Here is a 14,245-nt window from a genome sequence, read left to right as displayed (position 1 = left end):
TCCAGCGAGGGTATCGACCCGGTGCCGGAGGGCTCTGAGCCACTGGTTACTATGGTCGAGTTGCCCAGCATGCTGGGCGCATCATTCTTTGTCCCAGATCCAGAGGAGTTCGACGTGGCTGCCGTGTGCGACGTCTGTGGCAAGGGACCGGGCTTTGGCAAGTCGGTCTCGCACTCCCACCGGCGTACCAACCGCCGGTGGAACCCGAACATCCAGACCGTTCACGCCAAGATCGGTCTGTCCCAGCGCAAGCGCCTGAACGCCTGCACCTCGTGCATCAAGGCGGGCAAGGTCGTTCGCGGCTGAGCCGGGTTTTTGGGGAATGGCGGGTGCTCTTCGGGGCACCCGCCATTTTTTGTGCTCTGGTGGCGGTCGGGTGGCGTTGGTCGTGAGTGGCGATTCGGCTTAGAACCCGAATCGCCACTCACGACCACGGTGACCGAGCCGCAGCCCGCACCGTCCGTGAAGGCCTCCTTCCCTACCCTGAAGGTAGTGAAGGAGGCCTTCACGGACCGCGGCGAAACCTCAGGAGTCACAGCGGTCACTGCTGTCACACAAGTGCCTCAATGCGCGTGAAGGCCTCCTTTCCTCGGCTCAGCCGAGGAAAGGAGGCCTTCACGCGCAAAACCTCAGGGGAGCTTCCACTCCACCGGGCCGGCGCCCTGATCGGCCAGCAGCTGGTTCGCCCGGCTGAACGGCCGCGAGCCGAAGAAGCCGGCGTGCGCCGAGAGCGGGCTCGGGTGCGCCGACTCGATGCACGGCACCTTCCCCAGCATCGGCTTCAGATTCCGCGCGTTGCGGCCCCACAGGATCGCGACCATCGGCTCGTCCCGCGCCGCGAGGGCCTTGATGGCCTGCTCGGTGACCGCTTCCCAGCCCTTGCCCTGGTGCGAGTTCGACTTGCCCGGCTGCACGGTCAGCGACCTGTTGAGCAGCAGGACTCCCTGGTCGGCCCACGGCGTCAGGTCGCCGTTCGACGGAAGCGGGTACCCGAGGTCTTCGCAGTACTCCTTGTAGATGTTGATCAGGCTCTTCGGGATCGGCCGGACGTCCGGCGCCACCGAGAAGCTCAGCCCGACCGCGTGCCCGGGCGTCGGGTACGGGTCCTGCCCGACGATCAGCACCCGCACGTCGTGGAACGGCTGCTGGAACGCCCGCAGCACGTGTTCACCCGCCGGGAGATAGGTCCGGCCCGCGGCGATCTCCGCGCGGAGGAATTCCCCCATCGCGGCGACCTGCGGCGCCACCGGTTCGAGGGCCTGCGCCCAGCCTGCTTCGACGATGTCCTGCAGCGGTCGTGCGGTCACGGCGTGCGAGCTTACTCACGTCCGTCGAGCCGCCGGAGTTCGACCCGGAACCGGGCCGCCCGCTCGACATACCCGTCCACCACGAGCTTGATCATGTCCGGCCCGAACGACGTGTTCGGCCGGGTCTTGGCGGGGACACCGAGCGCGATATGCCCACTGTCCACATAGGACCCGTAGGAGAGGACCGCGCCCGCGCCGACCATCCCGCCGTCCTCGACGACGGTTCCGTTCAGCACCACCGATCCCGAAGCGATCAGGCAGCCTTCGCCGATCCGCGCGCCCTCGATGTGCACGGAATGCCCGACGGCGGAGGACTTCCCGATGATCGTCGGCTCCTTGCGGGTGCAGTGCAGGACGCAGCCGTCCTGGACGTTGGACCGCTCGCCGATCTCGATGTACCCGTGGTCGCCTCGCAGCACCGTCTGCGGCCACACCGACGCGAACGCCGCGATCCGGACGTCGCCGATCACCGTCGCGTCGGGATGGACGTAGGCGTCCGGGTGGATCGAGGGTTCGAGGTCGCCCAGTGCGTAGATCGGCATCCGTCCTCCTATACCAGCGACTTGCCGTAACAGATGCTTTCCGGCTCGTCCTTGTAGTACCCGAAACCCGGGATCTCCCGGTAACCGGCCGACTCGTACAGCGCGATGGCCTCCGGCTGCTTGTCCCCGGTCTCCAGCACCATGCGCAGCCGCCCGGCCTCGGCGGCCGTCCGCTCCAGATCGGCGAGCAGCGCCCGCGCGAGGCCACGGCCGCGCGCCGAGGCCATCACGAACATCCGCTTGATCTCGGCGTCGCCGGGCCGCAGCGGGTCCGGACCGTCGTGCGCCCGCCAGGCACCGCACGCGACCGGGACGTCGTCGAGGTAGGCGGCCAGGAACAGTCCCTTCGGCGAGGCGAACTGCGCCGCGTCCATGGGCGTCTCGTCTTCGCTGCCGTACCGGGCGGCCAGCTCGAGCTGGGCTTCGGCCAACAGTTTCACCGCGTCGGGGTGGTCGTAGGCCAGCACACGAAGGTCCATGGGCGCGAGATTAGCGATCCGCCCTCCCGCCGGGGAAGCGAGCGCTAGGTTCTGCTCATGTCGATCGAAGCAGGCCTCGACGAGGCGCAACTCCGCCAGGCCCGCAACTCCGCCGCCTTCTGGGCGGCCACCGGCCGCTCCCGCGGTCACGAAGTGATCCGCCGCAACGGTTTTCTCGCCGTCGCCGGTGACGAGCGCGCGGGATTGCGTGTCCTGATCCAGGAACCCGGCCTCACCGACGCCGAGGTGGCGGAGATCACGGAGCTCGCCGGGCGGGCGAAGGGCCCTGTGGACGCGGAAGATCCCTTCAGCGTCACCGATCTGAGCCACCTTGGGGATATGCGCAGCTGGCGGATGCCCGTCATGCTGCGCCCGCCCTCCCCGGTCGCCGAACCCTCGATGGAGGTGGCCCGGGTCGACGGGGAGGAAGACCTGCGAGCCGCCGAACGCGCGGTCATCGCGGGCTTCGAACTCGACCGGTTCGAGCCCTACCGCGCGGGAGAGCTGTTCCCGATGGCCCTGCTCGACGAGCCGGGGGTCGAGGTATTCGTCGCGCGGCTCGACGGCGAGGTCGCCGGGGCGTGCGTCACCGTCGTCGAGGACGGCTTCGGCAGCCATTACTGGGTCGGCACGCCGCCGGCCTTCCGCTCCCGGGGCGTCGGGCGAGCCGTGATGCTCGGTTCCCTCGTCCCCTTGGCGGAAAAGCCGGTGACCCTCACCGCGTCCAAAGCGGGCAGGCCCCTGTACGAATCCCTCGGCTTCACCGTCGCCGGCGAGTCGACCTGGTGGGCTTCACGCTCCTAACGCCAGTGCTGCCAGCCGCTGTCGTGGCCGTACCGTTTCCCGTCCACCGTGACCCCCGAATCCGGCATGGTGACGACGCCGATCTCGGTCCAGCCCTCCGGCAGTTCGGCGAACGAGGGGAAGGTGGCCGCGAACGCGTGGTCCTCGCCGCCGGTGAGCACCCATTTCAGCGGGTCGGCGCCGAGCGCGGTCCCGACCTCGGTCAGCCTGCTCGACACGTCGAGATCCGCCGTCCGCACGTCGATCCCCACGCCGGACGCCTCGGCGATGTGGCCGAGGTCGGACAGGAGCCCGTCGGACACGTCGATCATCGACGTCGCGCCGCCGTCGGCCGCGCGGATGCCCGCCTCGTAATCCGGTTCGGGGCAGCGCTGCGCGTTGACCACGCTGACCGGTGACCGGAAACCCCGGCCGAGCACGGCGAGACCGGCGGCCGCCCAGCCGAGCCGTCCGCAGACCGCGACGACGTCGCCGGGCCGCGCACCGGACCGCGTCACCGGCTCCCGGCCGCCGAGGTCGCCCAGGGCGGTGACGCTGATCACGATCTGGTCGGCGCGCACCATGTCGCCGCCGACGATCCCGATGCCGGCGCGATCGGCTTCGAGCCACATGCCCTGGGTGAGTTCGGTGACGAGTGCCGTCGGGGTGTCCGACGGGCAGGCGAATCCCATGAGGACGGACGTCGGGCGGGCGCCCATCGCGGCGATGTCGGTGAGGTTCACCGCGACCGCCTTGCGGCCCACCTGTTCGGCACTGGACCAGTCGAGCCGGAAGTGGACGCCCTGCACGAGGACGTCGGTGGACGCCACCGTCCGGCCGTCCGGGCTGGCCACGACGGCCGCGTCGTCCCCCGGTCCGAGCAGGGTCGACTCCGGCTGTTTCCGGCCTGCCGTCACCGCTTCGATCAACCGGAATTCACCGGTCCCGGCGACCGTGCCGTCGTTCGGTGACACCCGTCACCTCCACTTTCCCTTGTCCGGACAAATATCGATCACCGATAGTCGGAAGCCCTAGGTTTTTCCCGGGGCTGGCGATACGTTGCTACAACGTTCCTACCTTGAGCCGACTTTTACGAAGGGGCGCGCCGTGGTCCACGCATACATCCTCATCCAGACCGAGGTCGGCAAAGCCGCCGCGGTCGCCGCGGAGATCTCCACCATCCCCGGTGTCACCAGTTCGGAGGATGTCACCGGCCCGTACGACGTCATCGTCAAGGCCGCCGCCGACACCGTCGACCAGCTCGGCCAGCTCGTGGTCGCCAAGGTGCAGAACGTGGAGGGCATCACGCGTACGCTGACCTGCCCGGTGGTGCATCTGTAAGAGGTGGTGTAGTGGTCCGGTGGCTGACACGGACACCGGCGCTCCGCCGAAACCTCTGCTGATCGCGGCCGCCTGCCTGGCGATCCTGCTCGTCGCGGGCGTGGCCGTCTTCGGGCTGACCCGCGGCGCGGAATCCGACGCCCCGGCGGCGGACGGTCCGCTCCCGCTCGTCCCGGTCCCGGCGCCGCAGTCGGGGTCACCCGAATGCGCGAAACTCATCGGCGCGCTCCCCCACGAGCTCACGTCGTCCGGCACCACGCTGGTCCGGCGGACGCTGGCCGATCCGGCCCCCGAGGCGACGATCGGCTGGGGCACCGGCGATCCAGTGGTCCTGCGGTGCGGTCTCGGCAAGCCGCCGGAGCTGACCCGGACCTCGCAGCTGCGGACGATCAACACCGTCCAGTGGCTGCAGGTCGAGGGTGAGGGCACCGCGACGTGGTTCGTGGTGGACCGGCCCGTCTACACAGCGCTCACTGTGCCGAACACCGCGGGGACGGGGCCGCTCCAGACCGTTTCGGACGTCATCGCCGCCAACCTCCCCGCGGTGCCGCTGCGGTTCTGAGCGCTCAGGGCAGGAGCAGGCTCTTCCCGGTGTACCGCCGCGCCTCGATGTCCGAGTGCGCGGCGGACGCCTCGGCCATCGGATACGTCCGGCCGATGACCGGGGTCACCGTTCCTCCGGCCGCCCGCCGCAGGATCTCCCGCACCCGGCGCGCGTTGTCGGGCCAGAACCCGACCAGCTGCGCCATGTCCACAACGGACAGCCGGGCGCGGTCGGCGTCACCGATCACGGTCTCCGCCCCGCTGGACATGCCGTAGCCGGAGAAGCGGCCGCCGTTGCCCAGCAAGGCCAGGGAGGCGGCTCCCAGTTCACCTCCGACGCCGTCGAAGACCACGTCCAGCCGGTGGCCTCCCGTGCGGGCGAGGACCTCCCCCGTCCAGTCCGCCGCCGAGTAGTCGACCGGCTCGGCGCCCAGTTTCCGCGCGATCGCCGCCTTTTCCTCACCTCGGACCGCCGCGACGACCGTCGCGCCCGCGGCGCGGGCGAGCTGCACCAGGACACTGCCGAGTCCGCCCACACCCGGCATCACCAGGATCCGCTCGCCGGCGGCGACCGGGGTCTTCTCCAGCAACGCCAGCGCGGTACTGCCGTCGTCGAACAGGGCCACCGCGTGCCGGGGATCCAGCTTCTCCGGGATCGCGAAGGTGTCGTCCGGCAGCGCGACGACCGTGTCCGCGTATCCCCCGCCATAACCGCCCGGCGCGTGGGTGAGGACCGTCTTGCCCAGCCAGTCTTCGTCGACGCCGTCGCCCACCGCGTCGACGGTGCCCGCCACCGCCCCGCCCGGGACGTACGGCGGCTCGACGGCGAACACGTCGGGACCGTCACCTCGCCGGATGAGGGCGTCGAGCCAGCCGACCCCGGCCGCCGTCACCGTGACGCGGAGCTCCCCCGCGCCGGGTTCGGGAGTGGGCACTTCGACCTGCTCGAGGACGCTCGGATCGCCGAACCGGGACACTCTGATCTCACGCATGAACGCAAGCTATGACCTCCAGCTTGGTCGAGGTCAACCGAGCACGGCGATCAGCGGCTTGAGCGCGGAATGGAGCGCCTCGCGCGAGCAGCCCGCGTAACCGATGAGGTTCCCGAACACCGTCGGCGTCCCGGCGAAATGCCGGGCCAGCCCGTCGAGCCGGATCCCGGCGCGTTCCGCCGCCGCCATCCGCGCCGCCTCCTCCGCCGCGGATCCACAAGGGACGACCAGATGCGCGCCCGCGTCGTCGCCGAGCACCGGGATCCCCGCCGACGTCAGCGCGGCCGACACCAGTGACCGGCGCTCCGACAGTTCCCGCCGGAGTTTCCGCAGATGCCTGCCGAGATCGCCGTGCCGCGCCAGTTCGGCGAGTACCCGCTGCCCCGCGGGCGACGGCCGCGTTCCGGTCGCCTCGCGGTACTCCAGCACCGCGGCCGCGACCGGGGCGGGCGCGACCATCCAGCCCGCGCCCAGCGCCGGGGTGAGGATCTTGCTGGTGGTCCCGAGATGCGCGACGACGTCGGGCGCGAGCGCGGCCAGCAGCGGCAGCGGCGCGACGTCGAACCGCAGCTCGCCGTCGTAGTCGTCCTCGATCACCAGCATGCCTTGGGCACGGGCGAGCTGGACCAGGTCGACGCGGCGCGACGCGCTCATCCGGCTGCCGAGCGGATACTGGTGCGCGGGCGAGCAGTACACCGCGCGCACGTCGGCGGGGACGGCGTCCGGGCGCAGGCCCTCTTCGTCGACCGGGACGGGCACGACCTCCATCCCCGCCCGGCGGAACGCCTGCACGGCCCGCTGATACCCCGGCTCCTCGATCGCGACGCGGTCCCCGCGCGAGAGCATCGCGCCCGCGAGTTCGATCACCGCGGCCGTGGTCCCGCCGGTCGCGAGCACCGTTCCGGCCGCGAGACCGCGGTGACGCAGCAGATGTTCGGACACGGCGTCCCGGTACGCGCGCAGCCCGGCCCGGTCCTCGCGGTAGGTCGGGCGCGGATCGGCGGCGGCCCGCCACGCGCGGCGCCAAGCGGCCTTCTCGACGCCGTCGGCCCACGGGACACCCGGGGTGAGGTCGACCAGCGTGGGCGGCGCGGCGGGTGTTCCGGGAGCGGGCCCCTTCGACGGCCGGTCCGCGGGCGGTGTGGTGGTGACATACGTGCCGGAGCCGTGACGGCCCGCGATCCAGCCTTCCGCGTGGAGCTGCTCGTACGCGGCCGACGTCACCGTGCGGCTGACGCCGAGACGGCTCGCGAGCGCCCTGGTCGACGGCAGCCTGTCCCCGCCGCGCAGATGCCCGTCGCCCGCGGCCGCGCGCAACGCGTCGGCCAGCTGGACCGCGAGCGGGACGGCCGAATCGCGGTCGAGACTGACCGGCAGGGCGGTGTCGGACATGGCGTACTCCTGAAGTGGACTTCTCAAGTATAGGAGAATTGGACATTATTACAGGCCACTCTCGTGGGTGAGACTGGTCGCATGTCCACCCCGCTCTCTCCCACCGACCGGACCACCCTCGGCCGCAAGAAGAACCGCGCGCTCACCGACCGCTCGGCGCTGTACGCGGTGCTCGACGAAGGCCTGATCTGCCATCTGGGCGTCGTGCGCGACGGCGTCCCGCTGGTGATCCCGACCGGCTACGGCCGCGACGGGAACACGCTCTACCTGCACGGATCCACCGGGGCGAGGAGTATGCGCGACTCCGACGGCGTCGAGGTCTGCGTCACGGTGACCCTGCTCGACGGCATCGTCTACGCGCGCTCGATCAACAACCACTCGATGAACTACCGCAGCGCGGTGATCCTGGGGAAGGCCGCCGCGGTCACCGATCGCGACCGGAAGATGCACGGCCTCCACGTGCTGACCGACCACCTCGCGCCCGGTTCGTGGGAACACGCGCGGGACATCAACGCGAAGGAGTTCGCGTCCGTTTCGGTGCTGGAACTGGACCTCACCGAGGCGTCGGTGAAGATGCGCGGCGAAGGTCCCGACGATCCCGAAGACGAGGTCGCGGACGATCTCGCGTGGGCGGGGGTGCTGCCGGTGCGGACCGTGTTCGGGGAGCCGGAGCCGTCGGTGGACCTGGTCGGTGAGTGGACGGTGCCGGACCATGTGAAGCGGCGCGTCGGGTAGCACTCGCGGATGTCATGAAAGGGCCGTTCAGGACATTTTTCGTCCTGAACGGCCCTTTCATGACACTCGGGAAGGGGCTTACGAGCGGTGGCGCGGCAGCCGCACGGTGAACGTCGTCGCCCCCGGCACGCTCTCGACCTCGATCGTCCCGCCGTGCGCCGAAACCAGCGAGAGCACCACCGAAAGCCCGAGCCCCGTCCCGCCGTTGCCGCGCGTGCGGGCGGTGTCGACCCGGTAGAACCGGTCGAAGATCCGTTCCCGCGCCTCCGGCGGGATCCCGGGCCCGGCGTCGCTCACCCGCAGGACGACCTCCGAATCCGACGCCGCGGCCGACAACGTCACCGCGGTCCCGGGCGGCGTGTGTACCGCGGCGTTGGCGAGCAGATTGTCCAACACCTGCCGCAGGCGCACCGGATCCGCTTGCAGGACAACACCTTCCGGTAACGCGCCGACGCTCAGCGGATGCTCCGGACGTCCGGCCGCGAAGGCCTCTCCCGCGTCGGTGACCAGCTCGGCGAGGTCGACATCGACCAGCCGCAACGGTGGTTCGCTCTCCGGCGCGTCGAGGCGCGCGAGGAGCAGGAGGTCGTCGACGAGCACGCTCATCCGCTGCGTCTCTTCCCGGATCTTCGCCAGATGCGCCTCGCGTTCGGCGGGTTCGTTCGCCGCGGCGTAGCGGAAAAGCTCGGCGTAGCCCCGGATCGACGTGAGCGGCGTGCGCAGTTCGTGGGAGGCGTCGGCGATGAACCGCCGCAGTCGTTCGTTGGCTTCCCGGCGCGCGACCAGCGAGGAATCCAGATGCGCCAACATGACGTTGAACGCCGTCCGCAGTTCCTCGACCTCGGCGCCGCCGCCGTTCGCCCGCGCGCGCACCGGGAGATCGGCGTTCGTGGTGAGGTCGTGCGACGCGATGTCGTGCGCCGTCCCGGCCATGTCGCTCAGCGGCCGCAGCCCGCGCCGCAGCACGAGCCGTCCCGCGATCACCAGTACCGCGAGCGCCAGCAGGAACGCGACGACCTCGACCATGATCAGCTGGCTGACCGTCCGGTCCAGATCCGCCTGCGGCGCGGCGCTGACCAGCACGATGTTCCGCGTCGGTTCGATCGGGCAGGCCCGGACGCGGTACGTGCCCTTGTCCTCGATGTAGACAGTGCGCAGGACCTCGGTCCGCGTCGCGTCCTCGGCGACCTTTTCGAGCGCTTTCGTGTCCGGCGGCAGGGAACCGCCCGCCTGCGGCAGCGCGTCGCCGTTCTGCACCGCGAAGACCGCGGAGAACCAGCCGTAGGCCTGCTGCGGTTTCCCGCCGTGCGTGGTGCGCAGCGACGGCACCTGGCTGATCTGGGTCTTGGCGAGCTGTTCGTCGAGCCGGTCGTTGAGATAGCCCTTCATGATGCCGACCATCACGGTGCCGACGACGGCGAACACCACCAGCGCCAGCGCGCCGAGCCCGAGCGCCAGCCGGGTTCCGAGCCTCGACCGGCGCCAGGCGTCGTACCACCGGCGCACCATCTTCATCTCGCCGCCTGCCGCACGACGTAGCCCACGCCGCGCACGGTGTGGATCAGCGGTTCGTCGCCCGTGTCGAGTTTGCGGCGCAGATGCGAGATGACGAGTTCGACCACATTGGACCGGCCGCCGAAGTCGTACTCCCAGACGTGGTCGAGGATCTGCGCCTTCGTCATCACCGTGGGCGAATGCCGCATGAGATAGCGCAGCAGCTCGTATTCGGTCGGGGTCAGGTCGGCCGGTTCGCCGTCGCGGGCGACCTCGCGAGTGTCCTCGTTGAGGGTCAGGTCGCCGACCCGCAGCACCGCGGCCTTGGCCTGGTTGGTGCTCCGTCGCAGGACCGCGCGCAGCCGCGCCATCAGTTCCTCGACGGAGAACGGCTTCACGAGGTAGTCGTCACCGCCCCGGGTGAGCCCGGCGACGCGGTCCGCGGTCGCGTCCTTCGCGGTGAGGAAGACCACGGGCACCGCCGTCCCGGCTTCGCGGAGCTTGTCCAGCACGGTGAACCCGTCGATCCCGGGCAGCATCAGGTCGAGCACGACGATGTCGGGCACGAATTCGGCCGCCTTGGCCAGCGCGGCCTCGCCCGATCCGGCGGTCACGGCCTGCCAGCCCTCGTAGCGGGCGACGGTGGCCACCAGATCGGCGATATGCGGCTCGTCGTCCACCACCAGCAGGCGCACGGGGTTCTCGGTGTTCACAAAGGCCATCCTCCGTGAACGCGCGCGCGAGGGCGAGGCGGGACCGCATACGACAGCAAGCCGACAGCTTCCGCCAAGAAAGGTCACAGGTTGGCACAGCAGGCTCGGGACTTGAACCGGGCCGGAAGGGACCACGTGTGACCACCATGACGCAGACCGCCGTGAGACCGCGCCCGGCGATCCGGCCCAGGATCGCCGCGCGCGCCGGGCTCTTCCTCTTCCTCGGGGCCAACGTGGCCGCCGTGACCGTGCTGTTCTTCGCCGCCGGGCCGTCGGACAACGTGCTCATCAGCATCGGCAGGCTCGCCGGGCTGTACGGGGCGCTGACGATGGCGTTCCAGCTGCTGCTGGTCGCCCGGCTGCCGTGGCTCGACCGCCGCCTCGGCATGGACCGGCTCACCGGCTGGCACCGCTGGACGGGATTCGGGCTGCTGTGGACGCTGCTCGCCCATTTCGTGTTCATCGTCTTCGGCTACGCGCAGGTCGAGGACAACGGTGTGGTCGACGAGTTCGTCACGATGGTGACCAAACTGGAAGGGATCCTGCGCGCCGTCGTCGCGTTCGCGCTGATCCTGCTCGTCGGCGCGGTCTCCGCCCGGTTCGCCCGCCGACGGCTGGCGTACGAGACCTGGCATTTCATCCACCTCTACACCTACGCCGCGGTCGTGCTGGCGTTCACGCATCAAATCGCGCTGGGCGGATCGTTCGCTTCTTCGCCGGGAGCCCAGGTCTACTGGTGGGCGGTGTGGGGTGTCGCGCTCGGCTCCGTCGTCGCCGGCCGGGTGGTGCTGCCGCTGGCGCGGAATCTGCGGCACCGCTTGAAGGTCGTCGCCGTGGTGCCCGAATCCCACGACGTCGTCTCGGTGTACATCTCCGGCAAGGATCTCGACAAGATGCCCGCGAGGGCGGGCCAGTTCTTCCTGTGGCGCTTCATGACACGGGATCGATGGTGGCAGGCGAATCCGTTCTCCCTCTCCGCCGCGCCGGACGGCCGCACCCTGCGGCTGACCGCGAAGGCCGCCGGCGACGGCAGCGCGTCCTTGCGGTCGCTCAAGGTCGGCACCCGGGTGTTCGCCGAAGGCCCGTACGGCGCGTTCACCACGATGCACCAACAGAAGCCGGACGCGCTGCTGGTCGCGGGCGGCGTCGGGATCACCCCGATCCGCGCGCTGCTGGAGGAGATCTCCGGGCATGTCGTGGTGCTCTACCGCGTCCGCGACGAACGCGACGCCGTCCTCCTGCCGGAGCTGATCGGTTTGGCGCGGGCGCGCGGCGCGGCCGTCCGAGTCCTCAGTGGACCGTCCGATCAGGCCGGTCCGGTACTCGGCGCCCCCAATCTGCGGCGGCTGGTGCCGGATATCGCGGACCGGGACGTCTTCGTCTGCGGCCCGCCCGGGATGACCTCGGCGGCCCTGCGCAGCCTGCGGGAATTGCGGGTGCCGGGCAGCCAGGTCCACGCCGAACGTTTCAGCCTCGCCGCCTGAACCAGGGAGACCCGATCATGAAGAAGACCATCGTCGCGGCCACGGTCGCCCTGTCGGCCGCCGGGTTCCTCGGTGTGTGGCTGTACGAACCGGGACCGCTCGGCTCGGAGACCGTGGCCGTCGCCGCACCCGCCCCGGCACCGTCGTCGAGTGCGGACGGCGGAGCGTCCGAGGGTGCCGAACGCACGCTCGACGGCTCGGTGGAGAGCAACCGTTACGGCACCGTGCAGGTGCGGCTGGTGATCTCGGCCGAGGACAAGATCGCCGAAGTCCGCCTGCTGCAACGGCCGACGAGCGGCCGAGGGGTCGACGCGATCCCGATCCTGCAGGAGGAGACGCTGACCGCGCAGAGCGCCGACATCGACACCGTTTCCGGGGCGACGTCGACGAGCGAGTCGTACGTCAAATCGCTGCAGGCGGCGCTGGACGCCAGATGAACCGCGTCGAACAGGTGATGGGGTTGCCGGTCTCGGTCGACGTCCGGGCGGGCGGCGGGCTCGTCGACCACGCCATCGACGGCGTCTTCGGCTGGCTGCGGGAGGTCGACGCGCGGTTCAGCCCGTTCAAGGCCGACAGCGAGGTCTGCCGCTACGACCGCGGCGAACTCTCGCCTTCGGAATTGAGCGACGACCTCCTGGAAGTGCTTTCGCTGTGCGACCACTACGAACGGCTGTCCGGCGGGGCGTTCACCGCCCGGCTCCCCGGACGGCGGCTCGATCCGAACGCGGTGGTCAAGGGCTGGGCGGTGCAGCAGGCGGCGTCGCTGTTGCTGGCCGAGGGATTGGACGTGTTCTGCATCAACGCCGGCGGCGACGTGATCACCTCCGGCGAACCGGAACCCGGGCGCGCCTGGCGGGTCGGCATCCGGCATCCCGAACGGCCCGACGCGGTCTGCGCCGTGGTGGAATCCTCCGGCGGCGCGGTCGCGACGTCGGCCGAATACGAACGCGGCGCGCATATCCTCGACGGCCGGACCGGGCGCCCGCCCGTCGGGCTGCTGAGCGTCACGGTCGCCGCCGACGACCTCGTCACCGCGGATTCCCTCGCGACGGCCGCCTTCGCGATGGGGACGGAAGGGATCGCGTGGGTCGCGTCGCGGCCGGGCTGCCAGGTGCTGGTCATCGACGCGGAACGGCAGGTGCACCGGTCGCCGGGGCTGCGGCTGGCGTAAACCGTTGGCCGGGTTCCGCGGGCTCGGGCAGACTGCGGCGTCATGACCTCTGTCGTACAGAACTTCTTCTTCGACTGCGCCGACGCCTACGAACTGGGCCGGTTCTGGAGCGGTGTCGTCGGCAAACCGATGGCGGACGACGATCAGCCCGGCGATCCCGAGGCGATCATCGAGATGGACAACGGTGTCACGCTGTTCTTCGGGCAGGTCCCGGAGCCGAAGACGGTGAAGAACCGGATCCATCTCTGCCTCACCCCGGACATCCCGCGCGACGAAGAGGTGGAGCGTCTACTGAAGCTCGGCGCGACCCTCCTGCACGACCGGCGCAATCCCGACGGCACCGGCTGGGCCGTCCTCGCAGACCCCGAAGGCAACGAATTCTGCGTGCTGCGCAGCGCCGCCGAGAAGGCCGCGACGTCGTGACGGATTACGTGACGGTCAACCGGGCGAACTGGGACGAACGCGCTCCCGCGCACGCCGCTTCGGCCGACTACGGCTACGAGAAGTTCGTCGCGGATCCGACGCATCTCAGCGGCGTGGTCACCTTCGACCAGCCGCTGCTCGGCGATGTCTCCGGGGCGCGCGGGGTCCACCTGCAGTGCCATATCGGCACGGACACGCTTTCCCTGTCCCGCCTCGGCGCCCGGATGACCGGTCTCGACTTTTCCGCGCCCGCGCTGGAGATCGCGCGACGGCTGGCCGCCGAGACCGGCGCGGAGATCGACTACCACGAGTCCGATGTGTACAGTGCCGCCGACGTGCTGGGCGCCGGGGAATTCGACCTCGTCTACACGGGGATCGGCGCGATCTGCTGGCTGCCGGACATCGCCCGCTGGGGACAGGTCGTCGGGCAGCTGCTGAAGCCGGGCGGACGGCTGTTCATCCGCGACATGCATCCGATGCTGGGCACCCTCGACGAGACGCAGCCGCAGATAACGCCGAAATACCCGTACTTCGAGCAGGCCGAACCGCTGGTGTTCGACGAGCCGGGGACCTATGTGGACACCGACGTTTCGTTCCAGCACAACCGGACGCACGAATGGAACCACGGGCTGGGCGAGATCGTCATGTCGCTGCTCGACGCGGGGCTGACACTGACGCGGCTGGTGGAGCACGACAGCGTGCCGTGGAACGCGCTGCCGGGATTCATGACGCTGAACGAGGCGACCGAGGAATGGCGGCTGACCGAGGATCCGCAGCGGCTGGCGGCGAGTTTCACCATCGAGGCCGTCAAGGCACGGTGAGCATTTAAGTCGCATAAGCACTGGT

General features: G+C 70.2%; 18 protein-coding genes. 10 read left to right on the top strand and 8 right to left on the bottom strand.

Translation table 11 applies throughout. The features are described 5' to 3' along the window. The first annotated feature begins 114 nt into the window (after positions 1–114). Positions 115–306: a 50S ribosomal protein L28 gene (rpmB, locus tag ED92_RS23625; protein ID WP_007031450.1), complete on the top strand. Its 192-nt coding sequence runs from the start codon at positions 115–117 to the stop codon at positions 304–306. 323 nt (positions 307–629) lie between these two features. On the opposite strand, the gene ED92_RS23620 is transcribed toward rpmB, so the two are convergent. Genes ED92_RS23620 through ED92_RS23610 form a run of 3 tightly spaced genes read right to left on the bottom strand, consistent with a single transcriptional unit; the run spans position 630 to position 2,328 of the window. Next, complete coding sequence (locus ED92_RS23620; RefSeq protein ID WP_037342088.1) at positions 630–1,307, bottom strand: uracil-DNA glycosylase; 678 nt, start codon at positions 1,305–1,307, stop codon at positions 630–632. A gap of 11 nt (positions 1,308–1,318) precedes the next feature. Further along, entirely contained in the window at positions 1,319–1,849 is a 531-nt protein-coding gene (locus tag ED92_RS23615) for a gamma carbonic anhydrase family protein (protein WP_037342086.1), read from the bottom strand. A gap of 8 nt (positions 1,850–1,857) precedes the next feature. Next, complete coding sequence (locus ED92_RS23610; RefSeq protein ID WP_037342085.1) at positions 1,858–2,328, bottom strand: GNAT family N-acetyltransferase; 471 nt, start codon at positions 2,326–2,328, stop codon at positions 1,858–1,860. Between the two features lie 57 nt (positions 2,329–2,385). On the opposite strand from ED92_RS23610, the gene ED92_RS23605 reads away from it, so the two are divergent. Continuing rightward, a complete protein-coding gene (locus ED92_RS23605) occupies positions 2,386–3,132 on the top strand; it encodes a GNAT family N-acetyltransferase (RefSeq protein WP_037342084.1) in 747 nt (248 codons plus the stop codon). Here ED92_RS23605 and ED92_RS23600 read toward each other — a convergent pair. Next, positions 3,129–4,085, bottom strand: coding sequence for a thiamine-phosphate kinase (locus ED92_RS23600; RefSeq protein ID WP_037342083.1), 957 nt, complete (start codon positions 4,083–4,085; stop codon positions 3,129–3,131). The genes ED92_RS23605 and ED92_RS23600 overlap by 4 nt on opposite strands. 133 nt (positions 4,086–4,218) lie before the next feature. On the opposite strand from ED92_RS23600, the gene ED92_RS23595 reads away from it, so the two are divergent. Together ED92_RS23595 and ED92_RS23590 are read left to right on the top strand one after the other, a co-directional pair. Next, positions 4,219–4,452: an Lrp/AsnC family transcriptional regulator gene (locus ED92_RS23595; protein ID WP_007031456.1), complete on the top strand. Its 234-nt coding sequence runs from the start codon at positions 4,219–4,221 to the stop codon at positions 4,450–4,452. A 19-nt stretch (positions 4,453–4,471) separates the two neighbouring features. After that, a complete protein-coding gene (locus tag ED92_RS23590) occupies positions 4,472–5,014 on the top strand; it encodes a DUF3515 domain-containing protein (RefSeq protein WP_037342082.1) in 543 nt (180 codons plus the stop codon). A 4-nt stretch (positions 5,015–5,018) separates the two neighbouring features. Here the strand turns inward: ED92_RS23590 and ED92_RS23585 are convergent, their stop codons facing one another. Beyond that, on the bottom strand, positions 5,019–5,987 hold the full coding sequence (locus ED92_RS23585) for a zinc-binding dehydrogenase (protein WP_037342081.1): 969 nt from the start codon (positions 5,985–5,987) through the stop codon (positions 5,019–5,021). Between the two features lie 33 nt (positions 5,988–6,020). Beyond that, entirely contained in the window at positions 6,021–7,379 is a 1,359-nt protein-coding gene (locus tag ED92_RS23580; RefSeq protein ID WP_037342080.1) for a PLP-dependent aminotransferase family protein, read from the bottom strand. Positions 7,380–7,460: 81 nt separating this feature from the next. Here ED92_RS23580 and ED92_RS23575 point away from each other — a divergent pair, with 81 nt between their 5' ends. Further along, on the top strand, positions 7,461–8,114 hold the full coding sequence (locus ED92_RS23575) for a pyridoxamine 5'-phosphate oxidase family protein (protein WP_037342079.1): 654 nt from the start codon (positions 7,461–7,463) through the stop codon (positions 8,112–8,114). Positions 8,115–8,192: 78 nt separating this feature from the next. On the opposite strand, the gene ED92_RS23570 is transcribed toward ED92_RS23575, so the two are convergent. Both ED92_RS23570 and ED92_RS23565 read right to left on the bottom strand, forming a co-directional pair. Then, a complete protein-coding gene (locus ED92_RS23570; protein WP_037342078.1) occupies positions 8,193–9,629 on the bottom strand; it encodes a cell wall metabolism sensor histidine kinase WalK in 1,437 nt (478 codons plus the stop codon). Further along, the gene (locus ED92_RS23565; RefSeq protein ID WP_037342077.1) at positions 9,626–10,321 is read right to left on the bottom strand and encodes a response regulator transcription factor; all 696 of its coding nucleotides are present in this window, start codon (positions 10,319–10,321) and stop codon (positions 9,626–9,628) included. The genes ED92_RS23570 and ED92_RS23565 overlap by 4 nt, the downstream gene beginning before the upstream one ends. A gap of 146 nt (positions 10,322–10,467) precedes the next feature. On the opposite strand from ED92_RS23565, the gene ED92_RS23560 reads away from it, so the two are divergent. From ED92_RS23560 to ED92_RS23540, 5 genes are read left to right on the top strand one after another with little or no spacing between them, the layout of a single operon-like run. Continuing rightward, positions 10,468–11,805: a ferric reductase-like transmembrane domain-containing protein gene (locus tag ED92_RS23560; protein WP_037342595.1), complete on the top strand. Its 1,338-nt coding sequence runs from the start codon at positions 10,468–10,470 to the stop codon at positions 11,803–11,805. 17 nt (positions 11,806–11,822) lie between these two features. After that, positions 11,823–12,242, top strand: coding sequence for an FMN-binding protein (locus tag ED92_RS23555; protein WP_037342075.1), 420 nt, complete (start codon positions 11,823–11,825; stop codon positions 12,240–12,242). Beyond that, positions 12,239–12,976, top strand: coding sequence for an FAD:protein FMN transferase (locus ED92_RS23550; RefSeq protein WP_037342073.1), 738 nt, complete (start codon positions 12,239–12,241; stop codon positions 12,974–12,976). Before ED92_RS23555 ends, ED92_RS23550 begins: the two co-directional genes overlap by 4 nt. Before the next feature lie 42 nt (positions 12,977–13,018). Further along, positions 13,019–13,399, top strand: coding sequence for a VOC family protein (locus tag ED92_RS23545; protein WP_037342072.1), 381 nt, complete (start codon positions 13,019–13,021; stop codon positions 13,397–13,399). After that, positions 13,396–14,220, top strand: a complete 825-nt coding sequence (locus tag ED92_RS23540; protein ID WP_037342070.1) for a bifunctional 2-polyprenyl-6-hydroxyphenol methylase/3-demethylubiquinol 3-O-methyltransferase UbiG — start codon at positions 13,396–13,398, stop codon at positions 14,218–14,220. Before ED92_RS23545 ends, ED92_RS23540 begins: the two co-directional genes overlap by 4 nt. The last annotated feature ends 25 nt before the right edge of the window (positions 14,221–14,245 follow it).

This window comes from Amycolatopsis sp. MJM2582, assembly GCF_000754115.1.
Taxonomy (GTDB): domain Bacteria; phylum Actinomycetota; class Actinomycetes; order Mycobacteriales; family Pseudonocardiaceae; genus Amycolatopsis; species Amycolatopsis japonica.
This window is presented reverse-complemented; position numbering and strand designations above follow the sequence as displayed.